This window comes from Methylobacterium sp. WL7, from assembly GCF_008040085.1.
Taxonomy (GTDB): domain Bacteria; phylum Pseudomonadota; class Alphaproteobacteria; order Rhizobiales; family Beijerinckiaceae; genus Methylobacterium; species Methylobacterium mesophilicum.
In genome coordinates, this window is sequence record NZ_VRVG01000077.1 from 1 (window position 1) to 25,693 (window position 25,693).

Sequence of the window (25,693 nt, forward strand, 5' to 3'; positions counted from 1 at the left end):
AACACATATGAAACAATAGCAGGGCTGTACGAAAAAATCGAAATTGTTTCATCTTCCGCCATTCTTCACGAGTTCGACAACACTCTATTTTTTACCACTTGAGTCTCGTTGAACAGCAATGTCCTGTTTCCATAGCCTCGACCCCGAAGGACTCACTAAAGTTGCGATCGCATCGCCGACATGTTCGCGTACGCCGCTTCCGCTCCTCGGGGAGCAAAACATTGATCCATATTGGCTTGATCGACATCTTGAAGCAAAGTCCCATATTCCTTCCCTCGGGGGCTACAGCTTTGCGCGTGGCTGTGCTGGTCCACACGGGTTTATATTGACTCCGGGACGGCAGATTGTTGAGAGCCCAGATGTTGTTGTAAGCAGATGGTTGAAAGATCGCATTGAGGAACAGATAGCTGCTTGCGATGAGAACAGCGCTGTTTTTCGTGCTCTGCGCGGCGGGGGAGAAAACGTACGTTTTCCAGGCACTCTCGTCCATGCTATAAAGCCTGGCTGGCAAGTTTATGGGCACTGGCTTGTTGACATACTGCCGGCACTTTGGATGTACAGGCGGCTGCAAATCCATCGCCCGATGCTGTGTAACGGTGCAAAGATTTTACTGCCGCGTGGCATACCAAATTGGGCTCTTTCACTAGCGGAAATGGCCGTTAATCTTCATGAGGAAGAGTGCGTCTTCTTCGATGAACAGAGAGAACTAATGCATCCGGAGATGCTGATCGTTCCATCCCTCCTCCGCATTGAAAATGGATTTTCGGAAATATTTAACGACCTTATTCAAAATTGCGTACGGAGATTCGGCCACCTTAGAAATGGACATCCGAGAAGGATCTTCGTTTATCGGGGCAGCAGAGGCTCTTTCATGCCACGGCACGTCGTAAATGAAGAGGATCTCGTTCGTGCTGCAGTAGAATTCGGTTTTGTAGCCGTCGATCCCGCCGCTCTGCCGTGGCCGGAACAGGTGGCGCTATTCGCTGGAGCTGAAGCTATCATTGGGCCATTCGGTAGCGGGATGCATAATACAATTTTTTCTTCCCACCGCGCCGTAAGCTTGGTCCTGACAAATAGTAATATGAATTGGATTCAGAGTGGGATCTCTGCCTTGCGGCAGCAAACCATGTCGTATCTTTGGCCGGATGACGAGAACCACGATGCAAATCAACATACGTATCGTTACGACCTAGAACGCTTTAAAGATAAGGTACGAGAAATGGTAGCTTTTTTAGAAGCTAAGCGCGAGCAGGAGACGTATATAACTTCGGCATGAGGCCACGACCGACTAGCCCGGGAGCATTCCTGAATAAGGCAATACGTGGTCCCATCCTGATTACCGCGCTGCAGTTTACCATCGGGCGCGTGATCAACGGCCTGAGCAGTGCCGAGTGCCGCCGCATCCGCCAGGAACAGAGCCGGCCGCTCGTCGAGGACCTGCACGTATGGCTGCAGGACAAGCGCGTCGCATTCTCGCGCTCGGCATCGGTCGCCAAGCCGTTCGACGACATGCTCAAGCGCTGGGACCGGTTTGCCGCCTTCCTCTATAATGGGCGCATCTGTCTCTCGAACAACGCCGCGGAACGTGGCCTGCGGGGCTTCGCCACGACGAGATCATTGTACCATCCTTGCTTAATGCTTGAGAACATTGCGATCCAGTTTTCGCTATAAAAAGGACATGGACGCTCTACTCGGCGGATCGCTTCCGTCACCACCTCCCGTTGCAGGTCACGGGTCGGATCTGGTAGGGCGCGCAGAGAACCACCTGCTCGGTAGCCAGTACGCTGCTCCGGCTCAGGCGTCGGATCCGTTGGTGTGTCACGTCAAGCTTGGTCGCGGCCCCGGGCATCGTCAGCCAGTCGCCGTTCCCGCGGTGGATTGGCGGACGTAGACGACAGCCTTGCGCCGCAGCACCGCTGGCGGGAGCAGCTCAGCCGCGCTCGACGGGCCGCTCCGTGATCGCGACATCGGCGGCTTCCAACAGTAGCTTGGCAAAGAGGGTCAGCGCCCGGCAGCGCTCCGCTGCGTCGATCGCGGGAAGCTTAGTGGCGTCGAGAGTCACGCGCAACGGCTGTGTGCCTGGACGTGTGGGCTTCGTCCTCATGGGGCTTCTCCCGATCAACGATCACGTCGCCGGCAGAGCTTCGTACAGAACGAAGGGCGCTGAGGAGTCCGTGCAGATCGTCAAGGGCGTCGCGCGACGCCCGAGGGGAGCCGAGAACCGTGCGGGCGCAGACGACAGGATCCAGCATCCAGGCCCGGGCGGTGACCACGGTGTCGGTGGAGGTCGCGACGTAGGTCAGCCACCGACGCGCCGACGTTCGTGAAAGAGCGCGCGAACGGATTGACCGAACAGGGGGTGCCATCGGTAGTGAGCGACAACTTCCTGCCCGACATGGGCAGAATGATCCAGGGATGGCATTGAACCGGAAAGCGTGGCTGTTTGCCGGCTCTGGGCACCGTTCAGGTCGCGCCGCCGCGATACCAACGCTGATCGCGAAGGCGAAGCTCAGGCTTGGTTCGCTAATCTTGTCCCTGCCAAGCCTAACAAGCTGGATGCAGTGGAAGGCGGGGTCACTGTCTTTGATTCCGTATGCTAAGCCGCGTCGCAACCGATGTCTGCGTCACGATGGTGAGTCCTGCGGCTCCGCGAACGATCAAGCTGCCACGCGTTGCCCTCTAACGCCGTGGTCGGGTCCTCTACAACGCCGCCGAGAGCGGTCTGCGTTCCTCCGCGGTCCAGATCCCTATCGCGGGGGCTGTACGGATATCGTCGTAGGTTAAGCTCCCGGCACGATAAGCTGATCATATCAGAAGTTTGCCTTTCACTCGAACGTCTCGAACCGGTGGTCTGTCGAATAATGAGCGTGCATCACTTCCTCGTCGCCGCTGCGGCGCTCTTCACCACCGTTCTGCCGGCGCGCGCGGATCAGATCCTCGGGTTCGGCCGGATCGACAACGGTGGGCGCGTCATGTTCGGCGGACCCAAGCTCGACGGCTACCAGAACGACAAGTTCACCTCCCAGCCAAACGCGATCCAGATCCGGGGATCAACCTCGACCGGCGAAATGCCAGGGGCGAGCGCAAAGGCGTCTGGAGGAACTTATGGGCGCCCGCTGGGCGACTGGCTCGCCACCACGCAATTCAATGTAGCGACGATTTCCGCACTTCGCGCTTGGCCCGCAGCGGCCCTTGTGGGCGGCGCAGAGGTCAGAACCTCGGGCTATTACGCTGCCGCCGACCGAGGCGGAGCAGAGTATCTGTGGTCGGCGACCTCGGCTGCGGCGGACGATGGGTGCCTGGTTATTGCGCCAACCGGTTTGACCGATCCCGGTCGCTGGCTGCGTCAACTTCCTAACGGCAGCGACATTTCGCTTCTGACGTGCGGCGTGGTGGCTGATTATGATTTCGGTTCCGGAACCGGCACAGACAACACCGCGGCGTTGCAAGCCGCCGTGTTCGCCGCGCAGTCACCCGCCTCGCAAGGCGAAGGCTACCGTCTCACTGTTCCCTCGGGCGCTATCCTAAGCGGTGGCATCACCGTGGCTGGTCAGGTCGAAGTGGTTGGGGCGGGGTCAGCGAGCAGCGTGTTTGTTTTAAAATCAGCCTCGAAGTCAGCAATGTTTATTATAAAAACCTCGGCAAAGTATAATTACACGAATGATGGTCACCCGGCCGCCGCAATGCATTTTTCTAAGTTCCGGATAGCGGGGCAGGCGGGAGTAGGCGGCAATACCGGCGCTCACGGGTTTGACTTCGTCTCCGGGGGTGCGATCCCTGCATGGGTCCGGCTCGATGATATCACCGCCTATAACCTGAGTGGTTCTGGCGTTCACGCCAACGGCTTCTCTGGATTTGCGGAGTTTACACGCTCTTCATTCATTGGAAACGCGAAGTATGGCACCGATACCGGCTCTACTGCTGACTGGCGTTACATCGACTGCGACTGGGGAGGGAACACCTCTGGAAACTTCCGGTCACAGCACGACGTTCAGATGACGCTCTACAACCCAAATATTTCCGGGGCAGGCGGGTATGGTGCCGAAATATTTCAGTCCGACTTGAAGGTTTCGGGCGGCTCGATTGACCTTAATAACAAGAGCGGTATCAGATATGTGTCCGATCCGAAGGGCGTTTATCGCCTTGTTTTGACAGGCGGCTTCAGTTTCGGCGGCAACGGCCGAAGTGCGACCAACAGATATCATGATCTTGAAATCCACGGAAGCGGAACTGGAGTACTGTTATCTGGTGCCCGCTTTTCGCACAAACCGCATACACAGGATGTCTCATCAGAAATTACAAACAACATTTACATTGATCCAGATTCAACTGCATCTATCCTAGAGAACAGTAACCAGTTCGCCGGCGGGTCAATTGCTTCGCAGGGCGTGACTAACGCGCCCAATCGGTTCGGGGCGGCGTTCACGCCTTACACGCCGAGTATGCTGGCGTCCGGTGCCTCAACGTTCGTTGCCGGGAACACGAGTGGTCGTTATCAGCTCGTTGGCAAACGGCTCGACTTTTCGCTCAACTGCACCATCACGAAGAGCGGCGACGGCTCGACCTGGGTGGCGATAGCGCTGCCGGGAACACTGATGCCCTCCGCAAACGGGGCGATCGCTGGCTTCGGGTCGAACGCCAAAATCCTATCCGGCCAGATTATTGCCGGTAAGGGGTACGTGTTCTTCCGGAACGCGGACGGCACATATCCCGGAGCCGATGGGCTGACGATTACGGCGAGCGGATCCGTCGAAATTCAGTAGCGTCCTGAACCCCACGCTCGACACCCGGCAGATCCCCGCCGCGACTGATTCCTCTTTCGCGGAGAGTCCTGTGGTCACCACTCCGCTTCAATTCATGTCACTACTGCCTGCATGCCGACCGCGTCACCTTGGCCAATCCGTAGGCCTTCGTTTCCTCAAGAGCCGGACGCCGGGCATCCCGATTTGAGAGCTCGCAGCGCGCGTCCACGCAAGCGCCTGATGCACCGCGCGGTTTTTGACGTCATCCACACGTCTCCACCGCAATCTCCGGTTGCTTCGTCGCCGCCGGTTGAAGCACGTCTTCGCCTCGAGTTTGTTCCGCATCCGTTCGCACGCGGAGGGTTAGATTGACGGGCCGCTTGGGCGACGTGCAGTCCGGCCGCATCTGGGCCGATTGCGCCTCGTGCAAGCGGTCGGGACGCTACAGCGTCGCGAGCCTTATTGAGCACTACCCGTCCAACATCCCAACGGTAGACCTGCTAAGCCGCTTGAGTTTCTCTTGCCGCCACCAGCGCCGGCTTGGTTCGCCGCCCGCGCGTAATTACCCACCGTCAGAAGTGCGTGGTTCAGGCGCCGACGGTCGTGAGGATGGTGCTGAAGGGGCTGCGGCCTGCGAGGCGGGCGGTATCGACGACGGTGCGGATGGCGGCCTCGCCCTCGGCGGCCCACATCGCGCGGTAGCCGTTGGTGACCTTCCGCTGGACCACGGACGGACGCAGCAGCCTCTCTGAACCGTTGTTGGTCGGCTCCACCGCGCCGGGGTGGGCGAGGAACACCAGCAGCTAATGGCGAGCCCGGCCGATCTTGGCCTGCAGGTCACGGGTCAGGTCGCAGCGGCTCGGCGTGGCGAGGATGGCGCCGAGTTGTCGATCCAGGCTCCGGCGCTTGCTGGCTCGCGTCGAGGCGGCCAGATCGGTGACGTGCCCGGTCAGGGCGAACACGGAGGCCAGCCAGAGCTGCAGACGCCAGGGTACGGGATCATCGCTGGTCTCGGCGACGTAGGCGACGTCGCGGGCGAGATGGGCAAGGCAGGTTTGGTGCGCGGCCGCGTGTGCCTGCTGGGCGGTGTAGCGGTCCGAGATCCAAACCGCCGGCCGATGCCCGTCCATCATCTCCCGCACCACGACCGCACGGCGCATCGGCGAAGCCTGATGGACGACCGCCTCGGCAGAATGGAAGACCCAATGATAAGCGTTGCTGCCCTCGATGCGCACGCCGGTCTCGTCCGAGGCGACGACGGTGGCCCGGCGCAGCATCGAGATGGCCTCTTCGCGACCGGGACGGAACGGCCCTGCGCCCGGCGGAGCAGGTTCATCAAACCGCCCTGACTGAGCGTAAGCCCGCACAGGTCGGACAGCGCTCCCTGCAACCGCTCGTAAGACAGCGCTTGGAAGGTCTTGAGGTATGTCGCCACAGCGTGCAGCCGTGGCCCGAAGGGCGTGCCGCGTGCTGCATCAGGCATCGGTGCGGCTGCCCGCGTCCCGCAGGTCGGACAGCGCACGGCCAGACGCCGATGCTGCGTCACCACCGGCGCGACCTCCGGCAGTTCGATCTGTTCTGAGACGCTCACGACCTCGGCGGGAAGATCTCCGTCCAGGGCGCCGCCGCAGCACGCGCATTGGTCGGGATGATGCTCGACCACCACGTCCGGATCGTCGCTGATCGCCCGGCTGTGACCCTCGTGACCGGGCTTGGCGCCGCCGGGCTTTGCCTGGTCGCGCCGCTCCTTGCGGTCTGTCGCCGGCGGCTTCGAGGACGTGCGCGAGGTCTTGTCCGGGCGCTGCAATCGCAGCACCACCTCATCCTGAGCCTGTCGAAGGATCGATCAGCTCCTCACGGCTCAGCCGCTCAAGATCGCTTCGGCTCATCCCAGGAAGGAATCAGCGAAACCCAACCCGCGCAAGGGGGTGGGAAATTTCGCCCGCGCGGAAGTACGAGTGGCCTGCTGCCGGTTTCACGGACACCCGGTTTAGGTGTGATGGTGAAGCCGGAGGTGCTCCATGCACCGTCGCAAGTTTGGGCGTGAGTTCAAGATCGAGGCGGTTCGACTGGTTCGCGAACGTGGTGTTAGTGTTGCGCAAGCGGCGCGTGACCTCGACGTTCACGAGACAATACTGCACCGGTGGGTGAAGCAGGCGACGGCCGATCCGCAGCACGCCTTTCCCGGTCAGGGCCAGATGAAGCCCGAACAGATCGAGATTGATCGCATGCGCAAGGAGGTCGCTCGTCGGAAGGCGGAGCGTGATATTCTAAAAAAAGCCGCCGCCCACTTTGCGAGGGAAGCGATATGAAGTTCGCTTTCATTGCAAAGCATCGCGCCGTCTGGCCGGTGGCCTGGATGTGCTCGGCGCTGAGCGTGTCGCGCTCGGGCTTCCACACCTGGCTCACCCGGACGCCCAGCCAACGCGCACGGGAGGATGAAGTCATCCTGGTCAAGACCCGCGCCACCTTCGTGGCCAGCGACCGCACCTACGGGGCAAGGCGCGTCTGGCGCGACGTGCTGGCCGAGGGCATCTCGTGCGGGCTGCACCGCGTCGAGCGGATCATGCGCCAGAACGCCTTGCGGGCACGGCCACGCCGACGCGGGCTGCCGAAGGACGAGGGTGAGCGGGCGACCACGTCACCCAATCTTCTGGAGCGGCGGTTCGCCGCCGATGCTCCGAACCGGAAATGGATCGCCGACTTCACGTATATCTGGACCGCCGAGGGCTGGCTCTACGTCGCCGCCGTCATCGACTTGTTCTCACGCCGTGTCGTGGGCTGGTCGATGCAGACCAGCATGACGGCGCAACTTGTTACGGATGCGCTCGTCATGGCGATCTGGCGCAGGGGCAAGCCGGATGCTTTGCTGCATCACTCGGATCAGGGCTCGCAATACACGAGTGAAGCCTTCCAGCGTCTGATGGCCGAGCACGGTGAGACTTGCTCAATGAGCCGGTCGGGCCACTCATGGGACAACGCGGCGATGAAAAGCTTCTTCTCGTCGCTAAAGACAGAGCGCACGGCCCGGCGGACCTACCGCACGCGGGACGAGGCTCGCGCGGACGTGTTCGATTACATCGAGCGCTTCTACAACCAGATGCGGCGGTACTCGACCTTGGGCTACCCCAGCCCTGTCGAGTTCGAAAACCGAGCTCAGTTAGCTTAGGACGGTGTCCACCAAACCGGCAGCAGGCCAGAGCACATCTGCTTAGCCGCTATACGCTGCCCAACTTGCGGGTTGTTGATGCGCGGGTGCCACCAGGGGTTCCCAAAACGATCAAGGTTTCGCGCAACGCCGGCGGCAACATCGAGTTGCACCTTGCCACGATCTACCCGCCGTCCATGACGGCCGCTGCATTTAAGGCCGCTTGTCAGGAATGGCCAACGCACGAGATCACCCTACGGGATCGTGCGAACGCGGGAGCGGCTGCCGGTCAGCGCCGCAGAGCCAAGGTCCGGCGGATCTCGTTGACGCCGTAGTCCAGGCAGACGTCACCGCTTCTGTGGGTGTTCCTCGCCTGGGATGAACACGCGCGCAACCTCGGCAGTGGTTTGGCGCCAAACCAGCGCTTCCGAGCCGTTTTCGACCGGGCAAATCTCGATGATCACGCCATGAATCTTGCCGTCATCCGAGCGATAATCCTGCCCGATTTCAAGGCGCTTTCGCAAGAGATTCATAGCTGCCACTCGATATGGCAGTTACGCGCGCCATCCGAACCACGAATAAATGTGTTTGGATGTCTGCGCTACGGCTGTCGAACCAGCTTACGCTGCATCATGCGCTCTCGCACAGTCAAGATTTTGTGAACCGAGGCCCAATAAGTGTGCCGCGTTAGAAGCCGAGGCCTGCATCAATCTAGATACGACTGACGAAGCCGCTTGTTCGATTGTGCGCCCATCAGTTTCTACTACAAGATCAGGCGACTCAGGCAATTCATAGGGAGCTGATATGCCGGTGAAGTTCGAGATCTTGCCAGCCCGAGCTCGCTGATAGAGCCCTTTCGGATCGCGCGCTTCGCAAACTTCAAGCGGAGTGTCGATGAAGACCTCTAAGAAGGATACATCGCCCGCGATGCGGCGCGCTGTCGCGCGCTCCTGGCTGAAGGGAGAGATCAACGAAACTATCACCACCAAGCCAGCCTCAGCCATCAGGCGGGCGGTCTCAGCCGCGCGGCGGATATTCTCGACCCGGTCAGCATCCGTAAAACCCAAGTCGCTGCTGAGGCCTAGACGTAGATTGTCGCCGTCTAGCACCATAGTATGACGCCCGGCCTGAATTAGCGCGCGGTCCACGGCGTTGGCGATACTTGACTTGCCGGCCCCAGACAGGCCCGTAAACCAAGCGATTGCCGGACGCTGCCCGAGCGCGGTCCAGCGCAGCTCTCGGGGCTGCAGCGTGTGCAAAGTCAGGTTGCGGATGTCCGCGTCGTTGGAGCGCTGGTTCATTGAAGCGAACGCTGATACAATTGGAGGGCATTCTACACGCTTTAGTGTTGATGGATGTGTTAAATTCGGCACGTCGTCGCGCATCGGTTCTTGGTAGCCCGATGGCGCAGCAGCGAGAGATGTTCGCGATGGAAGTCGCTATCGATGCGACGTCCGGCGGATCTTTCTGATCGCCAGCCCTTCGGCCTTGAGGCGCAACCGGGTGCAGGTCGCGTCGGTTGCACGCTCACGGCCGAGCAGACCGGCACGCTCGGCGACCTCAATTGCCGTCAGTGGGTCGGGGGTGAGCGCGGCGAGCGTGCAACCCACGCGGCCGGATCTCCTGGCGCGGCTCAGCGCTGCTCGGCGAGGGGTCGTCGGCATGGGCCAGCCGACGACAATGCCGCGGGCATGCGCTCGCGGGCGGCGTCCGTCGAGCCGCTCCTCGTCCCATAGGTCTGGCATCCCGGCGGCGATCGTTTCCGATCGGGGCGGTGACGCGGATCGACGCGATCTTCGTGCCCGAGCGCGCCATACTCCTGCCCTGGAACTGGTCGCCGGTCGCCGCTGGTGCTCAGGCCGCCTGATCAACCGGGCCGCTTGGAGCCAGCCCTGAGGACGATCTGCTGCTGCAGATCCAGGGCGTCATTGCCGAGTACGAGCGTGCCCAGATCCTGGAACGCGAGCGGCGGGGGCGGCGCCATGCAGCGCGGTCGGGCTAGGTCAGCGCGCTGGCTGGCGCGCCTTACGGCTACCGGTACGTCACCCGCGATCAAGGCGGTGGGGTTGCCCGGTTCGAGGTCGTGCCCGAGGAGGCCCGCGTCGTACGCCTGATCTTCGCCTGGTTCGGACTTGAGCGTCTGAGCCTGCGGGAGGTCTGCCGAAGACTGCAGGATGCAGGCCTGCGCGTCCGTTCAGGCCAGCCTCGCTGGTGGGCCTCGACTCTTCACGGCATGATCGAAAACCCGGCCTACACAGGAACGGCCATGTACGGCCGCATCCACGCCATCGAGCCCCAGCCCCGCTTGCGCCCGATCCGCCATCATCCGCTGCGCTCCGCGCGTCCGACGACGCGCGTTCCCGTCCCCCGCCCGGAGTGGGTGCTTGTCCCCGTGCCGGCGCTCGTGGACCCTGCGACGGCCGAGGCCGCACGGATGCAGTTGGAGGAGAACCGGCGCCGCAAGCGCGAGCAGTGCCGGGGGCCGGGGTGGCTGCTCCACGGCTTGGTCGTGTGTCGGGGTTGCGGCTACGCTTATTATGGTAAGTCCACGCCCGGCCTCGCCGAGCGCCATCGACCCAGCCCCTTCGGCTACGGTGCCTATCGCTGAATCGGCAGTGACGGCCATCGGTTCGATGGGAAGCCGGTCTACACCGTTTGCCTTCGAAAAGCTTTCTAATTACCCACATCGTTGTTTGGCGCCGATGGTGATGCCGACGGCGATGTCATGCAGGCGGGTAAGGCCACGCAAAACGACCATGTTGCCGGGCGGCGGGTCGCGGCAGCGGGCGAGGTAGCCGCCGTGCATGGCGATCTGCAGGAGGTGTCGTCAAGAATCCGCCGACGCAGCCGCGGTTTTGGGCGTGCCGCGTCGATGTGGTCGAGCGCGGCGATCTCAGCGGCGGTGAGGACGGTGTCGGGTGGTCCATCGGGTTCGACGCGGGCCGCCATGGTGAGAAAGAAGATGCACCAGCTTACCACCGTCACGAGGGCGAGGAACTTCACCAGCCTTTCGGCGGTCTGGAGCCTGCTCTCCTCGGCGCGGCAGCCCGACTTCATGATCTTGTGGAAGACCTCAGCCTTCCATCGCAGAGCATACCAGTCGAGCTTCTCCACAGCCCCGGCGAGGTCGGTGACCGGCAGGTTGGTGACGAGCTTCCAGTCGATCGGCGGACAATCGGTTGGCGGATCGAGTTCGAGAGCGTGGATGTAGGTGAGGACCTGCGGGCTGTAGCGTTTCTGCATGCCGATGAGCGGCAGGGTCGTGATGGCCGCAAACTTGACCTGTAGGCAGGCGGTCTCAGCGGAGTTGCTGCCGACGGTCTCGCTCGATCGCTTAGGCGAGCATGCCGAGCGTCATCTCGACGGCTTCTCGGGTGTGCTGCAGGCCGACGCGTTTGCCGGGCTCAACAGGCTCTAAGATTCTGCGCGCCGTCCAGGGCCGCTAGTGCACTGACTCAGACGGATGGTTCATGGGACCGGCTGACGGCGACGAGGATGTCGGTAGCCGGCTTGGTCCAGACGAAGGGTTTGGCGCTCCGGTTGTGCTCGGCGATGTAGCGTTTGATCGCCGCCTGCAGGTCGACGACGCCGGTGAATGAGCCTCGCCGCAACCGACGCCGGGTGAGCGCTGAGAAGAAGCCCTCGACCGCGTTGAGCCACGAAGCCGAGGTCGGGGTGAAGTGGAACGTCCAGCGCCGATGCCGGGCGAGCCAGGCGCGTACCTTCGGATGCTTGTGGGTGGCGACGTTGTCGAGGATCGCGTGGATCGCCTTGCCGGGCGGGACGGTGGCCTCGACGGCGTTGAGGAACCGGACGAACTCACCGTTCCGGTGGCGCTGCATGCAGCGGCCGAGCACGGTACCCGCCAGGACGTCGAGGGCCGCAAACAGCGTCGTGGTGCCGTGACGGGTGTAGTCGTGGGTCTGGGCGGCGGGATGGCCGGAGGTGAGCGGACGATCGGGGCGGGTCCGCTCCAGCGCCTGGATCTGGCTTTTCTCATCGATGGACAGCACCACCGCATGGGCTGGCGGATCCATGTACAGGCCGACCACATCCTCGACCTTGGCGGCGAGGGCGGGATCGCGCGAGCGCTTGAACGTGCGCAGGCGGTGCGGCTGGAGGCGGTGAGTGTCCCAGATCCGCTGCACGGCGCGCAACGAGATCCCGACAGCGCGGGCCACGGCCCGGCCGGTCCAGTGCGTGACCTCGCCCGGCGGCTCCGAGTAGGTCAGCGCCAGCACCTCGGCGACCGTCTCGGTCGAATGGGGTGGTGTCCCGGGCGGACGCGTCTTGTCGCGCAACAGACCTTCAACGCCCGCCTCGGCGTAGCGCCGCTGCCAGCGCCACACGGCCGGGCGGCTGACGCCCGCCCGCCGGGCCACATCTTGGACGCTCAGGCGCTCGGCCGAGAGTAAGACGATGCGGGCGCGCTGGGTGTGCTTGAGCGGACGGGAGCGGTCGCTGGCGATCGCAGCCAGCCGTGCCGCGTCGGTTGCATCGAGGAGTACGCATACCGTCTGAGCCATCGCCCAGACTCGCACGTCTCACCGTGTGCGTGAATCCTCCGTCCGCGTCCCTGCACTAGTCGAGGCGGCGTGTTGGGCCCACGCGCGCCGAAGATTCTTCGTGCTTGCCGACGTCGCCGCCAAGGCGCGTGGCCGGTTGCCGGTGATGGCTCCGCTTGCACTGGCAGCGTTCGAGCGCATAGATGCGATCTTTGCAGTCGAACGAGAGATCAACGGCCTTCTGCGGCCACAATCTACCGCGACCGGAATGCCTGCGGCTCATGCCGAATGCTTACTCTGCACCAACCGGCCCGTACGCAGCGATCGCCTTGAGCGCACGGTCTGGACCGAGATCGAGGTCATTTTGAACGATCCCGCGCGGGTGGCCCACGAGTACCAGCAACGCTTAGCTGCGGTGACCGCGAGGGTGGGCATTGCCGCGGACTAAAGCGAGGCGGAGCGCCACATCGCCACACTACGGCGTGGGATCGGCCAGCTCATCGACGGTTATGCTGAGGGAGTGATTGAACGGAGCGAGTTCGAGCCGCGCATCGCCGATCTGAGGGGTCGGGTGGCGCAAGCGGAGGAGCAGAGCGGGGAGATCCGGGCTGCGGGCTAAGCAAAGCGCGAACTGACCTTGAATGTTGGCCAGTTGGAGTACTTCTCAGCTCGCGTGCGCGAGAGCCTCGACGTTCTGGACTGGACGGCCAAGCGCGATGTCCTTCGCCCAATAGTTTGGCGCATCAAGATCGATGATGGCCACATCGAGATCGTCTTCCGCGTCCCACCACCCCCGAGCGGGCCGGATTAGGCCCACGCTCGCAAAGGGCAACGTTGTACAGCGGACCGTGGAGCGCAGGCTGGCTTGGCTCGCACGCTTCCGCCGGCTCGCCATCCGCTACGAGAGACGCGCCGACCTGCACTTCGCCTTCACGACGCTCGCCTGCGCGCTCATCTCCCAGAATCAGGTCAAACGGTTTTGTCCCCAACTCTAAATAGTCTCAAGAAAGACAGGAGAAACGAAACGCTAATCTACACATAAAGTACCACGGCGAGATCTAACCCGTTAGTTCGAGAGAAGACATCATACGATCTATCCACGCCTCCCGTCCCTCCGCCATGTAGCAGCTAAATAAACCAGGCTTGATTGAGCTCAGGTTGGCAACTCGAGCTCCCCGACTCCTAGCGATAAGGCGAGCCGCGAATAAAGCATTCTGGTCAACAAACCACACATTCTCGCCGGCAGACCTTCTCTTCATAACGCGATCGACGAAAAGATTTGCATCACTCAAGAACTGCAGCGACAACTCCGAATTCGTAAAATATGAGATCGTTGCCGGCGAGCTCATCCACGGAAAGAGTGATGGCTCCGTCATTAAGCCAAGATCTACCGAGCCAATTCTCTTAACAAAAGCTCCGACCGATGAAGTGAACGCTATATCCATATCTGTAACGAGCAATGACTTGTACCTCCGACAGAGCAAATCGCGGGCTATCACAAACCGCCTTGTCGTATACATAGCTTTTAACTCAATCACCTCTCCTACGATATTTTCCGTGGTGTACTGTATCGAAATATTTGGAAACCGCCGCTTAAAATCATAAATTAACTTAACTGCACCCTCTGTGGGGTTCATCACATGGAAATGGACGGTAACTTGGTCGCCTTGACGGGCCAGGGAACCAGTATAGACTAGGCCGAGCTTCTCGAAATAAGCACCATCGCAGCCAACAAGTATGGCGCTATCGAGAATTTCATTGCTGACAAAAAGATCCGAACCCAAGATCTCTTGGTCTTTACACTCGGTCGACCGCGCCACCTCCTTTATTTCCTGCAACGACAAAATTGAATTCAAGCCCTGCAGTGTACCGTGCCCTAACTTGGGCCGCGATTTCGCTCGATCGAGAATAGCCAAGGCTTCCTCAACGCAGCCTTCGTCAAGCAGCCCGAGACCGTAAAAGGCTTCCGGCCATCTCTCCTCAGGGAAATATTGGATCGCAGCCCGACCGATATCACGCAGACCGGATTTGTTAGATGCAAATGCTTTCGAAACACATAGAAAAAGGCCAGCCGCGCTCGCTAATGGGTACTGCTCTTGCTGTAAGAGCAGGGGATAAGCCGATCCAAGCTGCTGCACAGCTTCGTCCCAGCGGGCGAGCTTGAAGAGCGAGATGCCCACTAAATACTTCCCATATAGCCATCCTGCGGCCAGCAAGTCCTCAGTGTCACATTCAGCTGGAAGAACCATTTGTTCCGCAAAATGCCCTAGGTGTTCGCCACATTCACCAGCAACAGATCGAGCTAAGCTGACATCTCCAACTTGAAGCGCACATTGGGTTACGCCAAATATTCCAGCGGTGTCGTTCGGCTCAATTTTTAATGCCCGCTTATGGGCTGACAAAGCAAAATCGGGCAGTCCAATGCTTCTAAGCGCCGCCCCTAGCCAATTAAGAACAGCTCGATCCTCCGTGAGCTGCGGTGCCTTCATGCCTAGATCTATGACATCCCGCATTTTGCCGCCGTAGATTCCAGCCATCATGCCGTAGTAATAGGCTGGCCGAAAACTAGGATCCTCCCGAATTATATCTTTACACGCCGCAAGAGAATCAGCATAATTTCCGGCTTCGAATATTTTGTAAGCGCGCAACAATCGCGCATCAAAGTCATCCGTCATTTGGCACTCCGCATTTCATTCGCCAATTATCACTTGTAATCGATCGACAAGGCAACATGCGGCGCGGTAAACCCGACCGCTGTATCCACCTCGCGAATAGCACCACTGACCCCGCCCGCCGACACCTCCAGACGCGATCAGAACAAGGGCCCGTCCGTGCACGCCTCGCTTTGCCGGTATTCCCTGCTAGGCAAACGGGGGGCGGTCCGTACGAACACGCTGGCCTTCCAACCAGCAAGGCGTAAGGCTAGTGGACGGCTGTCGACCTATTCGGCGTGCATCCAACCGGCGGGACCGCGCACGCGGGTTCATGCAGCGTGCCGGTGTGCGGATCGGCGTCGCCCAGGCGATCTATGCCGATCGCGTCACCTTCGCAAACGTCAAACACGGCAGTTTGTTAGTGCGCGGCCCAAAACTGCGATCCTCTTCCGAATTCGGATTGGTGGTATTAACCCGCATTCCGCTTAGTCTGCTCCGGAGCGAAACAACCGAGCGTCGAATGGACACGCTCTCGATTGTAAAATCCCTGGACGACAGCGAGCAGATCGCACGGTGCTTCACACAGCTGAAGAAGCAAGCGTTAGGCGACCGGTAGAAGTAGCCGAACGTGTAACAAAGCGGCGGCAGATCCTTGGAATGCCCCTCTATGGGATACCGCCGCGCATACGTAGAAGATCGTGTCCAGGATCCCCCCGCAGCGTTCAGATTTAAGGCCGACCGCGCAGTTCCGGCCTCGGTATCAGAGCCGCGATTATTGTTCAATCGGCACTAATTAGATCGGTTTCATGTCGTAGGCCAGCAACTCTCTGTCGCCGTCGGCCGGTCGGGATCCAAATCGCTCATTCAGGTAAAGCTGAAGCCTTACTTAAAGTTTTCGCTTTCCCGGCCACTCAACCCACCTCAGCGCCCTATTTGACGCTGAGTCTCAGCGGGAAGAAAGAAAATGAGCGTAGCAATATACATACAGAAAGTACGTATTATACCCTATGCATGTTGAACAGCCCCAATCAAAAAGACTCCGCATGGTCAGGCTCCATCAGCAAGCGAATACCAGTGACGTGAACAGAAAGGGGGCGTATGTCACTCGAACTTTCATCTAATTCATTGGGGCGTAACGTGCGGCTTGCAACTAGGCAAGCAACACCGAAGTGGCGCGGACTAGGGAAATCGAACCTAATAGTATGAGTACGTCTTGTAAGCAGCCCAAATGACTTTCCCCTGATAGCGGCTTCATCATCTACATGAATGAAGATATCCGGAGCCGCATCACCTATAAAATCTAAAACGCTCAGGAATACGCTCGAAACCCGGCGCTCGGCGGACGGATTGTAAATTGTAGCCGACCCCGGCATCCACCTGCTTGGCCGTCCACCAATAAACTCTAAGCCGTGCCAATCATCGCCGTACGCGGCGTGGTCTGGGGCGAGCGTCAGAATGTCAGCGGCCGACCTTCGCTTAGCGGCCTTCTCAGAAGCTGCCATTGTCTCATAGAATGAGCGGATGGTGCGATTGATCTCCTCCGCCGCCTTCACATCTCCAGGTGGCGGATTCCGATGATCGTGAACAAGGACGCTAAAATACTCGATGGCGTCGCTAAGACGCATCTGCTGCCGCTCGACGGCTTCTTCGAGAATCCGGAGATTGCCAGCGGCATCGATTTTCGCTTTAAAATCTAACTGTGAAATACGCTGGTCAAGTTTAGCAACTGCGTCGACAATGACGTCACGCTCTACTCTTGAAAAGTGGACATTACCAATGGGTTCGAAATCCGGAAGACTAAATATTGCGAGCGTCATTCCGATATCGGTCAGATCTTCAGCCGCAAGGGAAACCGACAACTTGTAAAGGCTTCCGCCCTCATCACGCAGCCTTGGTTGGCCAACTTGCACTTGCCTGAACACCCCATTGATCTTAGCAATCAGGACGGGCGTCGCGAGCCCATTGAGCTTGTTGATCACCTGACCGGTCAACACGCCATTCTCTATTTTTAATCCATGGCAGCTTAACTCGCCTGGACCAGCTAGGCGAGCCGCGTCCGAAGGGGAGCCCACTGTCAGCGGTTCTGCAAGATCGAATCCTTCTTCCGAGGAAAAGCGCACACGATTGGGCAAGCCCACAAAGGGGAAGCGCTGAATTAAAATTTCGACCTCGTCACCCTCGGCGTAGCTGGAACGGCCGCGACTCCGACCAACCTCGATGCCGTCAACCAGAGCTAGAACATGACCAGTCAGTTGAAAATCCTTCAACGCGGTAAGCACGACCCGCCCGGCATTCGCCGCGCTGCGACCAAACAGAAGGTCCTTGGGAGGTGGCCCATTCTCCTCCCACAGCGCCGCGCCCACAAACGTCTTTGTTTCAGTAGCCACGAGAAGTTTCCTTGATAACGTCGAACAACTCATCGAATTGCGCAGCCACATCCGCGGCGTAACCGACGGCCAACTCACGACTGGCTTCTGCAATCTCCGTCTGCAAGCTTGCGCTAGCTGCATAATCTTGCATTCCGCAAGCCATATCGGCAATCGAGTTGAAGCTGTGGAACGGATGGACCGAACTTAGCCCCTCGAAAGATGGCACCGTTCCGATAACTGGCTTGCCGTAAGAAAGTGCCTCGATAGTTTTAATTTTTAGACCCGTACCGCCAATCATGGGGTTAATTACGCAACAAACATGCTCATAGAAATCTGCTGGTTGCGAAAGTCTGCCAAGTTTCAACGGCGCGGCATTAAAGATAATAGAACTGTCACAAATTGTGCCTGCTATGACCCAGTCTATGCGGGGCTGACCTGACAGTTCGGCGTCGAGGGCTGAAATTGAGCGCTTATTCCAGGGGTTGCCACTTGCAAAATAGCCAAAAAGCACTGCGGGAACTGTGCTAGGCGCCCCACCCAGGAAAGAGAGATCCGGGGGATGTCCAACCGTTAGCACGCGGCTGGCGGATCGCTGAGCTATCAGACCTGTCTCAGAGTCTTGTATGCCGATCACAATGTCGGCCCGTGAGAATGCTTTGGCCTCTTCGCTCGCCGACGTGAAAAACCAGCGTGGCTCCAGCGCCGCGCGGACCATCTTGTCTCGCCGATCGGCAAATACGTCGTGAGTGTCAAGAATTTTCAATGGTATATCGCAAAATTCGAACACTCGCGACATCCAACTATAATTCACGACGATTGCATCGTAGGTATGCCTGCTCGTATGCTGTTCTATCGCTGCACACAATTCGTCGGGACACCAATCGTCGATACCCCAATGGGTGGCGAAGGACTGCTTGGCCGGAGGAAGGCTCGGCACGAAGATAAACTCGTGCCAAGCTGCCCGCATCGCGCGTTCGGCTTGTGACGTCAATCCTTCCATACCGTAGTAAAGCAGGTCAACACGCGCTCCGCGTAGCATCAGCTCTCGGTTAAACGCGAGAAGCCGAGCAGAATTGCCCGCGAAGGGTGGGTGAGATGCCATAGGTGAGACCACGAGAACGCGTGGCCCCGCCGGTAGCGCCCAAACAGCTTTCATTGGGTCACCACTGTTTCAGGTATGTCGCCACCGTCCAAATACATGAAGACGATAGCTGTTATATGAATCGTGAGCAGGCGCGGGTCGTCGGTTACGCTTTTCCCTTCACGGCATCCAACCGATAGAACAAGCGGCTCGACAGCTGCATTGTCGAATGGTATTAGCACAACCGCCTCTCCGCGCGTCTCTGAAACTTTGAATACTGCTTCAAGACGACGTCCGTTTATAGAAAAACCAACCAGAGTTTGAATTCTCTCGGCGCTTATTAGGTCAATTGCTTCAAACGATATCTTCAGCGCTATATTTTCCGCAGGCCTGCGTCCCAGCGCGATGTGTCGTACTTGCTCTGGTCCACACCAGAACCAGGAATGGCCACCTCCCTCTTCAGAGAATCCGTTCGCGCAGATGAAATGCCTTGGCTGCAACTCGGCGCCGCTGGGCAGACTTGCGTTTGCTGCGCAGGTTTTATCGACGCCCGTTCGCCGGAGCGTGTGCAGCCGTTTGGTTGCAATTAACGCGAGAATTTTTAAGCCCGTAGACTCGTCCTGGCTGAGAGGAACTCGCGAAACGAGCTCTCCGTCGGTGCTTTCTGCAGCTTTGAGGCCTTGGCTCGCCTGTTGAAGGACCAAAAAAGATCTCGTTTCAAGGGCGGCGGCAAGGGGATAAGGGAGCTCTTCAATGCTGCCTATATAGACCCACTCAGAAGATCCAGTGGCCGGCGGTAACCGGCCGACCAATATAGGTTTGTGACCGCCTTCCTGACGGAAGTTTGCATAGAACTGCAGCTTGTTCTCGCAAGACGCCAGAGTGGACTGCGCAATAACCGGTGTGCCGGGTAGCAAGTTTGGAAGGATGTGATTCGGGTAAGTAGCATCTTGGAAGCGAGCTGCCGGATCGAGCTGAAGCACTGCTCCGACCGCTTCTCGGAAGGCATGAAGTACAGGATCTCGCTTATCGGCCTCCAACAAGCCTCTCGACGTCGTTGCAGGAGAGCTAGACGATTTTGCGACGCGGGCGATCAACCGGCCTTGTTGATCCAGAAGGGTCGCAGATCGCCCCTCCCGATTACCGTGATGCAGGAAGTGTACAAGAGGATGCTCACTTGCTTCACAGACATCTGGATTGTTTTCAAGATACCAGGTCGTGCAGAACTGCTCGCTAGGGTCTAGCCCAAGGTGCACACCAAATCGAAGATAATGGATCAGTGGATGCAGCTTGGAGAACTTGACCTCTGGATAACGCTCAACATACCAGCGCGTATCAAAATATTGATTGGGTCGACGATCGAGCAAGAGGCCGCGCTGCAAATAAGACATCACCGGCTGCAGTCCATCTCCTCTCTCCTCCGGATATGCGGAAATATACCAAGTTGGGTCGAAAAGCGGATTCGGCCAGATGCCCAGCCCTGCGCCGATCGACTGATAGTGCAGAAATGGATCTTTGCGGGCATCAAGCATATGCGAGGCGCATTGTAGATACCAATCTTCATCGAATAGGCCGGATCGTACTAATTCGCCGACGTTTAGGCGCCAAAACGATCGCCTGATTGGCTTCATGTCACGAAGAAATTTCAAGACGACCTCAGTACAAACGATTATCGAAGAGCGCCTCAGTGGCCGACCTTGTGCCTCAGCTCCGGCCGCCAGCATAGGCGGAACGCGATTTCATACTTAGCTTTTCCCGTCGCTCGTTCTACAGTGGCCGCCCGAATTCGGATGTGTTGTGCGTCCATACACTCCGGTAGCAGAGCAATAAGTAGAGGGCCTGCGTCCTGGTTGGCAGGAATCGGCCCTAAGACAATTTCTACGCCCTCAGCTTTATTGGCGATCGCGTCGCGAAGTAGCCGCGGCGCTAGGATATGATCGAATGGTATGCGGGTCACTGAAGTCCCGAAACCGCCGCGCTTTTCGATCTGGCACTCGTCAAGGGCTTCAAGCACCTTGCGGAATCGAGCGATATAGAGGTCCATCGATAATTCTGTTTCCGCGTAGTGAGCCGCGCAATTTCCGAACGTGTCACGCAATGCAGAATTCGTTGAGAGCTCCATCAGAGCCGCGGAAATTGCCTCGGGTGCGCCAATATAAGGGATTTTTACGGCAACGTCTTGCGGGAGTTCTCTAAACGCCGCGGTGTCCGAAATCAAGCAGCAAACTCCGGCTCCAAAAGCTCTCGCTAACGAACCTGAGCTTTCTCCATCCGACGGAAAGCGCAAATTGACGAGAGCGTCTGAGGCCGCGATATAGGTATCAAGCTCATTTTCGCTCAAGTACCCCGTAACTTGCAAAATTTCCCGAACTGACGGATATCGGTCAAGAGCTAGTCTCAATGGTACTTCGTCGTTCCGCATCTCTCCTGCCTGTATCCATATCACCGGCCGAGAGTTGTATTGTATTAGGTGATCGAGAGCTTCAATCAGCCACTCATATCGTTTGCGTGGGTGAGGAAAACCTGCCGTCACTACTATAAAAGCGTTTTGAGGCAGATCGAGTATGTCCCGTGCCGCCGCCCGCGAGCGCTTCTCTGGCGCGTATGCGAAATGCGGAATGACAACAATTTTCTCTGCGAGTTCCCGTCCGTGGTGACTGCAGATTAATTGCCGGCTGTAGTTTGAGTGGACCACGATAGCACGAGCGGTTTGCAGAACCTCTGCCAGACCATCGTACATAAGGTGGTCTACGCGCTGTATCCCAGTCCCATTGCCCCTGGCGGCCGAAGGACATCGGGTGGCAAACCTGTTAGAGGATACCATCAAGTCATAGATATACTGATTGGATATTCCCGCAGTTTGATAAAGATACAGTATGCGCGGATCGTGCAACACTACAATGCCCGGATGTCGTAGCGCTGCACGCAACACGAAGGTGTGGTCTGGATTGTTCCCGATCTGGTGTATGACCTTTGCGTTCTGTGGCAAGCATTCAAAGGCGAATTGCTCATTTATAAGTTGCACTCCCTTTGGAGGCTCGGCAAAAAAATTGTTGCAGAAAGCTGTGATATTATAATACTCAGACAGCCCAGATATCGAAGCATATGCATAATCTGCGATACCGTTCCTCGACGGTGGCAGAGGCGTGAATGTGTATAGCCGCTCTTTGTTCACCGCTTGAGCTTTGGTCATCGTTGACGTTGGAGTTTTGTCGGCGGTTGTCATTTTGACCAATAAATTTTCCAATCTTTTGGGATGAGTTCGGGCAGGTGCGGGTTGTAACATAGCGATTCGCGATTGGGCGGCTTCCTCAGCGCCCGTAGATATCCTCGACGCGGATGATGTCGTCCTCGCCCGTGTAGGAGCCGACCTGCACCTCGATCAGCTCCAGCGGGATCTTCCCCGGATTGGCCAGCCGGTGCATCGACCCGATCGGAAGGTAGACCGCCTCGTTCTCGTGGACCAGAACCACCCGCTCGTCGATCGTGACCTCGGCGGTGCCGCGCACCACCACCCAGTGCTCCGCCCGGTGGTAGTGCTTCTGCAACGACAGGCGGCCGCCCGGCACCACCGGGATCCGCTTCACCTGGAACCGCTCGCCGATGTCGATCCGCTGGTACCAGCCCCACGGCCGGTACATCCGCAGATGCGCGTCCGCCTCCGGCTCACCCTTCGCTCGAAGCGCGGTCACCAGTTCCTTCACCTGCCCCGAGCGCGCCTTCGAGGCCACCAGCACCGCGTCGGGCGTGGACACCACCACCACATCCTCCAGGCCGACCACGGCGGTCACGCCGTCGCCCTGGCTGTGGACCAGGCTGTTCTTCGTCCCGATCAGCGACACCCGCCCCCGCACCGCGTTTCCCTCGGCGTCGTGGTCCAGCACCTGCCAAACCGCGTCCCAGGTCCCGACATCCGACCACTGGAACGACACCGGAAGCACGCCGGCCTGGGCGGTCCGCTCCATCACCGCATAGTCGATCGAGATCTTAGGGACCTGGGCGAAGGCCGCCGCATCGAGGCGCACGAAATCGAGGTCGGTCACCGCGGCCGCATAAGCCGCGCGCGCGGCCGCGAGCACGTCCGGCACGAACGCCTCCAGCTCGGCCAGCATCAGGTCGGCGCGGAAGAGGAAGTAGGCGGAGTTCCACAGGGCGCCCTCCGCGATCAGCGCCTCGGCGCCTTTCCGGTCGGGCTTCTCGACGAAGCGGGCGACGCGAGCGGCGCCCGGCGCCTCGACGATCGGCTCGCCGCGGCGGATGTAGCCGTAATCGGTGGCGGGGCGGTCCGGCTCGAGGCCCAGCGTCATGGTGTAGCCCGCCCGGGCACCGGCAGCCGCGCGCATTACGGCGTCCACGAAGGCGGCCGTGTCGGGCACGACGTGGTCGGCGGCCATGATCAGCACGCCTGCCTGCGAGTCTGTGGCCGCCGCGTGCAGCGCCGCCACGGCCACCGCGGCGGCCGAGTCGCGCCCCTGCGGCTCGAGCAGGATGTCGGCGGCAAGGCCGAGCTGGTCGCGCTGCTCGGCGACGATGAACCGGGCCTCGGCCGAGGCGATCACGGTCGCCTTCGCGAACGCGGCCTTGTCCGACACCCGCGCCAGCGTCGCCTGGAAGGTCGAGCGCGCCGCGTGTACCAACCGGGCGAACTGCTTGGGCATGCTCTCCCGCGAGGCCGGCCACAGCCGCGTCCCCGTCCCGCCGCACAGGATTACGGGATGGATGGGGGTAAAGGTGCGGGACATGGCGGCGTCTCCCGGGAGGGTTCGGCGGATAGGCGTCATCGCGCGGCCCAGGCCGCTTGGTCAGGGCTCGTAAGAGTACGGCACGCCGTCGGCCACGGTTATGCAGGTCTGCCCATAACGTCGTCGCGGGAACAGAACAATCCTGCGCGGATTATCGGCGCCCGGTCGGGCAAGCCACCTGCAGGGGGAGTCCACCCCACGCGCTACGCCCGCCGCGTCTGCGAGGGCCCGGCCGTATGCAGGCACCAGCACCAAGTGGTTTGACGAATCGAGACCGGGTCCTGTCGTTGCCTTAGATTGTCGAGGGCAGCGGCGGGGCAGGGTGCAATTCTGAAGGCTATCGCGCGGCCTACGCTGCCTGCAATCAGGCAAGCTTTGGCGCTATACCCGCTATGCGGTCGGCGAAGAGCTTCACGATATTCTCGCTCGGCTGCAGGTCCCCCCTTTTTTTCGCAGTGGAACATCCTGCCCAGCTGAAAGCTGTGCTTCAGCACGAGGTCGAGTAGACGCTCCCACACCTCGCCGCGTGCCGACCGGTTGAAGATCTGCGCTGCACGCCACCAGGGCCCAGTTCCTGCGGGAGTGCGCTCCACCCGGCGTTGAGAGCCGTTCTAATATCGCCACAGGACCACCGAGGGCGTGCGTCGCCGGTCCTGCGCCGGCGTCATTGCCTTTGGGCGGCAAGCCTCGACCAAGGGCTTCAGAACAGCCCATTGCGTGTCGCTCAGCATCGTCCCACCTCAGACCGGAGGCACACAACGCACGGTGTGCCAGATGGTTTAGGTGTTTGATCCCGCGGAGTGGTGGTACGGTTGACCACCATGTGGCCAGGGATGCGCTATGGGCCAAATTCTTCACGGCAGCGCCCGCACGACGGAGGCGGTCCGTCGCGCAATACAGCTACGTCAAGAGAGCGTGAGAGCGGCGGCCAAGCGCTACGGCGTCAGCCCGACGACGATCCAGAAGTGGCGAACTCGGCAGACGACCGGTGATGCCACCATGGGTCCGAAGCAGCCCCGTTCGACGGTTCTGACCCCAGAAGAGGAGGCCGTCATCGTGGCCTTCCGGCGGCACACCCTGTTGCCGCTGGATGACTGCCTCTACGGCCTGCAGCCGACGATCCCGCACTTGACCCGCTCGTCGCTGCACCGTTGCCTTGAGCGACACGGCATCAGCCGCCTGCCGGAAATGGAAGGCGACAAGCCCAAGAAGAAGCGCTTTGCCGATTACCCCATCGGCTACATGCACATCGATATCGCCGAGGTCAGGACAGAACAGGGCAAGCTCTACCTGTTTGTGGCCATCGACCGGACCTCAAAGCTGGCTTTCGTCAAGCTGGAAGCTGAAGCCAACCGCTACACGGCATCGGACTTCCTCCGCGCTCTGGTCGCGTTTGTGCCGTACAAGATCCACACGGTGTTGACCGACAACGGGGTGCAATTCTGCCATGCCCCGCGCAACCGCTCAGGCCCGACAGCCCTCTACAGCCGGCACATGTTCGATCGCGTCTGCCACGAGCACGGCATCGAGCATCGCCTGACCAAACCCAACCATCCGTGGACCAACGGTCAGGTCGAGCGGATGAACCGCACCATCAAGGACGCCACGGTCAAGCGCTACCATTACACCGACCACGACGAGCTCCGGGCGCACCTGCAGCTGTTCGTCGACGCCTACAACCATGCCCGTCGGCTGAAGACCTTGCGCGGCCTCACGCCCTACGAGCATGTCCTTCAGGTCTGGACCAAACAGCCCAAACGCTTCAGACTCGATCCGTCACACCTCATCCCGGGTCCATACACCTAGTTGTCTGGATGCGAGACCTCCTTGGCATCTGCAACGACGCAGAGGGCGCGTTTGATGATAGTAGAACTGGGCGGTCTGTAGGTTGGGTTGGCCAATGCGGGATCGGCTTCGAGACGCTGGCGCAGTACCATCTCGGGCGAGAGCCCCTTGAGCACGCGCTGCCGGCGGCCGTTGTAGGCCGCGTTGAAGCCGCGCAGCACGATCTCCAGGTCGGCGTGGCTGTAGAGCGTGATCCCCAGCACCTCGCGCTGGACGCGCCCGTTGAAGCGCTCGACCATGCCGTTGGTTTTAGGCGTGTAGGGACGCGTCTTGCGATGCTGCACACCATGCCGCTGGCAGGCGGCCTCAAACGCATCGGCCGTGAAGCATGAGCCGCGGTCGGTGAGCACGTGGGTGACTTTGAACGGAAAGGCCCCGAGCGCGTCCGTGAGGAAGGCCACCGCCGAGGCCGTGGTCTCGTCGTCTCTGACGGCGAGGTGCACGTAGCGGGAGGCGCGATCGATGGCGACGTACAGGTAGCGCTTGCGCGAGACGCGGTCGCGATCCTGCAGCTTGGGCAGGTGCTTCACATCGACGTGGATGAAGCCGACCTCGTAGTCCTTGAAGCTGCCGTGTGGCTTGCGGGCCTGCTCGGCGGGCGGCAGCC

20 protein-coding genes and 6 pseudogenes are annotated in these 25,693 nt (G+C 59.9%); 11 read left to right on the forward strand and 15 right to left on the reverse strand.

Annotation, left to right across the window (positions count from 1 at the left end; all coding sequences use genetic code 11):
• Positions 1–379: 379 nt before the first annotated feature.
• Positions 380–1,276: a glycosyltransferase family 61 protein gene (locus tag FV233_RS18555; RefSeq protein WP_187278153.1), complete on the forward strand. Its 897-nt coding sequence runs from the start codon at positions 380–382 to the stop codon at positions 1,274–1,276.
• A gap of 74 nt (positions 1,277–1,350) precedes the next feature.
• Positions 1,351–1,671, forward strand: a pseudogene (locus tag FV233_RS18560) (transposase); the annotation flags it as partial.
• A 259-nt stretch (positions 1,672–1,930) separates the two neighbouring features.
• On the opposite strand, the gene FV233_RS30425 reads toward FV233_RS18560, so the two are convergent.
• A complete protein-coding gene (locus tag FV233_RS30425; RefSeq protein ID WP_187278155.1) occupies positions 1,931–2,104 on the reverse strand; it encodes a hypothetical protein in 174 nt (57 codons plus the stop codon).
• A 763-nt stretch (positions 2,105–2,867) separates the two neighbouring features.
• On the opposite strand from FV233_RS30425, the gene FV233_RS18565 reads away from it, so the two are divergent.
• On the forward strand, positions 2,868–4,763 hold the full coding sequence (locus tag FV233_RS18565; protein ID WP_147898375.1) for a hypothetical protein: 1,896 nt from the start codon (positions 2,868–2,870) through the stop codon (positions 4,761–4,763).
• 566 nt (positions 4,764–5,329) lie between these two features.
• Here FV233_RS18565 and FV233_RS18570 read toward each other — a convergent pair.
• Positions 5,330–6,631, reverse strand: a pseudogene (locus tag FV233_RS18570) (IS66 family transposase).
• A gap of 132 nt (positions 6,632–6,763) precedes the next feature.
• Here FV233_RS18570 and FV233_RS18575 point away from each other — a divergent pair.
• Positions 6,764–7,911, forward strand: a protein-coding gene (locus tag FV233_RS18575; RefSeq protein WP_147898376.1) for an IS3 family transposase whose coding sequence is annotated in 2 segments (ribosomal slippage) — positions 6,764–7,022 and positions 7,022–7,911 — 1,149 coding nt in all. Because the reading frame shifts where the segments join, the coding sequence is not laid out codon by codon here.
• A gap of 326 nt (positions 7,912–8,237) precedes the next feature.
• Here the strand turns inward: FV233_RS18575 and FV233_RS18585 are convergent.
• The 3 genes from FV233_RS18585 to FV233_RS30430 all read right to left on the reverse strand — a co-directional run bounded on the left by FV233_RS18585 (position 8,238) and on the right by FV233_RS30430 (position 9,500).
• Positions 8,238–8,423 (reverse strand): hypothetical protein, encoded by a 186-nt coding sequence (locus FV233_RS18585; RefSeq protein WP_147898378.1) that lies wholly within the window; start codon positions 8,421–8,423, stop codon positions 8,238–8,240.
• Positions 8,424–8,510: 87 nt separating this feature from the next.
• A complete protein-coding gene (gene cysC, locus FV233_RS18590) occupies positions 8,511–9,275 on the reverse strand; it encodes an adenylyl-sulfate kinase (protein WP_210249493.1) in 765 nt (254 codons plus the stop codon).
• A gap of 54 nt (positions 9,276–9,329) precedes the next feature.
• On the reverse strand, positions 9,330–9,500 hold the full coding sequence (locus FV233_RS30430) for a hypothetical protein (protein ID WP_187278156.1): 171 nt from the start codon (positions 9,498–9,500) through the stop codon (positions 9,330–9,332).
• A 317-nt stretch (positions 9,501–9,817) separates the two neighbouring features.
• Here FV233_RS30430 and FV233_RS31220 point away from each other — a divergent pair, with 317 nt between their 5' ends.
• On the forward strand, positions 9,818–9,892 hold the full coding sequence (locus FV233_RS31220; RefSeq protein ID WP_246690023.1) for a hypothetical protein: 75 nt from the start codon (positions 9,818–9,820) through the stop codon (positions 9,890–9,892).
• 81 nt (positions 9,893–9,973) lie between these two features.
• Positions 9,974–10,498, forward strand: a complete 525-nt coding sequence (locus tag FV233_RS18595; protein WP_246690021.1) for a recombinase family protein — start codon at positions 9,974–9,976, stop codon at positions 10,496–10,498.
• 65 nt (positions 10,499–10,563) lie between these two features.
• On the opposite strand, the gene FV233_RS18600 is transcribed toward FV233_RS18595, so the two are convergent.
• Positions 10,564–11,133 (reverse strand): hypothetical protein, encoded by a 570-nt coding sequence (locus FV233_RS18600; RefSeq protein ID WP_187278157.1) that lies wholly within the window; start codon positions 11,131–11,133, stop codon positions 10,564–10,566.
• A 79-nt stretch (positions 11,134–11,212) separates the two neighbouring features.
• Between FV233_RS18600 and FV233_RS18605 the strand changes: the two are divergent.
• Positions 11,213–11,305, forward strand: a pseudogene (locus FV233_RS18605) (transposase); the annotation flags it as partial.
• 40 nt (positions 11,306–11,345) lie between these two features.
• Here FV233_RS18605 and FV233_RS18610 read toward each other — a convergent pair.
• Positions 11,346–12,416 carry an IS630 family transposase gene (locus FV233_RS18610; RefSeq protein ID WP_187278158.1) on the reverse strand — a complete coding sequence of 357 codons (1,071 nt, stop codon included), beginning with the start codon at positions 12,414–12,416 and terminating at the stop codon, positions 11,346–11,348.
• Positions 12,417–12,471: 55 nt separating this feature from the next.
• On the opposite strand from FV233_RS18610, the pseudogene FV233_RS31225 reads away from it, so the two are divergent.
• Positions 12,472–12,633: pseudogene (locus FV233_RS31225) on the forward strand (transposase); the annotation flags it as partial.
• Between the two features lie 610 nt (positions 12,634–13,243).
• Positions 13,244–13,390, forward strand: a pseudogene (locus FV233_RS18620) (IS5/IS1182 family transposase); the annotation flags it as partial.
• A 63-nt stretch (positions 13,391–13,453) separates the two neighbouring features.
• Here FV233_RS18620 and FV233_RS18625 read toward each other — a convergent pair.
• Positions 13,454–15,070 (reverse strand): hypothetical protein, encoded by a 1,617-nt coding sequence (locus tag FV233_RS18625; RefSeq protein ID WP_147898380.1) that lies wholly within the window; start codon positions 15,068–15,070, stop codon positions 13,454–13,456.
• Positions 15,071–15,380: 310 nt separating this feature from the next.
• Here FV233_RS18625 and FV233_RS18630 point away from each other — a divergent pair, with 310 nt between their 5' ends.
• Positions 15,381–15,665 carry a hypothetical protein gene (locus FV233_RS18630; protein ID WP_147898381.1) on the forward strand — a complete coding sequence of 95 codons (285 nt, stop codon included), beginning with the start codon at positions 15,381–15,383 and terminating at the stop codon, positions 15,663–15,665.
• A gap of 412 nt (positions 15,666–16,077) precedes the next feature.
• On the opposite strand, the gene FV233_RS18635 is transcribed toward FV233_RS18630, so the two are convergent.
• From FV233_RS18635 to FV233_RS31230, 6 genes and pseudogenes are all read right to left on the reverse strand, one after another.
• Positions 16,078–17,436 (reverse strand): hypothetical protein, encoded by a 1,359-nt coding sequence (locus FV233_RS18635; protein WP_147898382.1) that lies wholly within the window; start codon positions 17,434–17,436, stop codon positions 16,078–16,080.
• Positions 17,426–18,457 (reverse strand): hypothetical protein, encoded by a 1,032-nt coding sequence (locus tag FV233_RS18640; protein WP_246690022.1) that lies wholly within the window; start codon positions 18,455–18,457, stop codon positions 17,426–17,428. Before FV233_RS18640 ends, FV233_RS18635 begins: the two co-directional genes overlap by 11 nt.
• Positions 18,458–18,570: 113 nt before the next feature.
• The gene (locus tag FV233_RS18645) at positions 18,571–20,031 is read right to left on the reverse strand and encodes a hypothetical protein (RefSeq protein ID WP_147898384.1); all 1,461 of its coding nucleotides are present in this window, start codon (positions 20,029–20,031) and stop codon (positions 18,571–18,573) included.
• A gap of 152 nt (positions 20,032–20,183) precedes the next feature.
• Positions 20,184–21,725 carry a glycosyltransferase family 4 protein gene (locus FV233_RS18650; RefSeq protein ID WP_187278160.1) on the reverse strand — a complete coding sequence of 514 codons (1,542 nt, stop codon included), beginning with the start codon at positions 21,723–21,725 and terminating at the stop codon, positions 20,184–20,186.
• Between the two features lie 85 nt (positions 21,726–21,810).
• On the reverse strand, positions 21,811–23,241 hold the full coding sequence (locus FV233_RS18655) for a mannose-1-phosphate guanylyltransferase/mannose-6-phosphate isomerase (protein ID WP_147898386.1): 1,431 nt from the start codon (positions 23,239–23,241) through the stop codon (positions 21,811–21,813).
• 320 nt (positions 23,242–23,561) lie between these two features.
• Positions 23,562–23,972, reverse strand: a pseudogene (locus FV233_RS31230) (transposase); the annotation flags it as partial.
• Positions 23,973–24,081: 109 nt separating this feature from the next.
• Between FV233_RS31230 and FV233_RS18660 the strand changes: the two are divergent.
• A complete protein-coding gene (locus tag FV233_RS18660) occupies positions 24,082–25,047 on the forward strand; it encodes an IS481 family transposase (RefSeq protein WP_147898387.1) in 966 nt (321 codons plus the stop codon).
• Here FV233_RS18660 and FV233_RS18665 read toward each other — a convergent pair.
• Positions 25,044–25,693: DDE-type integrase/transposase/recombinase (locus tag FV233_RS18665; RefSeq protein ID WP_147898388.1), on the reverse strand; the 650-nt coding region annotated here is incomplete at its 5' end. The two genes, FV233_RS18660 and FV233_RS18665, sit on opposite strands and share 4 nt — an antisense overlap.

What these genes read in the sequence shown, in the direction of transcription:
- FV233_RS18610 (WP_187278158.1), bottom strand. Translation starts at nt 12,416, where the DNA reads ATGGCTCAGACGGTATGCGTACTCCTCGATGCAACCGACGCGGCACGG.
- cysC (WP_210249493.1), bottom strand. Translation starts at nt 9,275, where the DNA reads ATGCGCGACGACGTGCCGAATTTAACACATCCATCAACACTAAAGCGT.
- FV233_RS18645 (WP_147898384.1), bottom strand. Translation starts at nt 20,031, where the DNA reads ATGCTTGATGCCCGCAAAGATCCATTTCTGCACTATCAGTCGATCGGC.
- FV233_RS30425 (WP_187278155.1), bottom strand. Translation starts at nt 2,104, where the DNA reads ATGAGGACGAAGCCCACACGTCCAGGCACACAGCCGTTGCGCGTGACT.
- FV233_RS18660 (WP_147898387.1), top strand. Translation starts at nt 24,082, where the DNA reads ATGGGCCAAATTCTTCACGGCAGCGCCCGCACGACGGAGGCGGTCCGT.
- FV233_RS18655 (WP_147898386.1), bottom strand. Translation starts at nt 23,241, where the DNA reads ATGTCCCGCACCTTTACCCCCATCCATCCCGTAATCCTGTGCGGCGGG.
- FV233_RS18630 (WP_147898381.1), top strand. Translation starts at nt 15,381, where the DNA reads ATGCAGCGTGCCGGTGTGCGGATCGGCGTCGCCCAGGCGATCTATGCC.
- FV233_RS18650 (WP_187278160.1), bottom strand. Translation starts at nt 21,725, where the DNA reads ATGACAACCGCCGACAAAACTCCAACGTCAACGATGACCAAAGCTCAA.
- FV233_RS18640 (WP_246690022.1), bottom strand. Translation starts at nt 18,457, where the DNA reads ATGCTACGCGGAGCGCGTGTTGACCTGCTTTACTACGGTATGGAAGGA.
- FV233_RS18585 (WP_147898378.1), bottom strand. Translation starts at nt 8,423, where the DNA reads ATGAATCTCTTGCGAAAGCGCCTTGAAATCGGGCAGGATTATCGCTCG.
- FV233_RS18600 (WP_187278157.1), bottom strand. Translation starts at nt 11,133, where the DNA reads ATGCAGAAACGCTACAGCCCGCAGGTCCTCACCTACATCCACGCTCTC.
- FV233_RS18625 (WP_147898380.1), bottom strand. Translation starts at nt 15,070, where the DNA reads ATGACGGATGACTTTGATGCGCGATTGTTGCGCGCTTACAAAATATTC.